We start from the raw sequence: 246 nt of genomic DNA on the forward strand, positions 1-246 counted from the left end.
GGATCCCTTCGGGGTGAAGCTCGTGGAACGAGCGGCGGACGGGTGAGTAACACGTGGGCAACCTGCCTGTAAGATCGGAATAACCCCGGGAAACCGGGGCTAATGCCGGGTAATACTTTTCTTCGCATGAAGATAAGTTGAAAGATGGCTTCTCGCTATCACTTACAGATGGGCCCGCGGCGCATTAGCTAGTTGGTGAGGTAACGGCTCACCAAGGCAACGATGCGTAGCCGACCTGAGAGGGTG

The 246-nt window shown here is 56.1% G+C and carries 1 rRNA gene; it reads left to right on the forward strand.

Annotated features, from left to right (window positions below):
* Positions 1 to 246: ribosomal RNA gene (locus ACXAJH_RS20505) — 16S ribosomal RNA — on the forward strand; the annotation flags it as partial.

It is taken from the genome of Halobacillus sp. ABD4_316 (assembly GCF_056161385.1).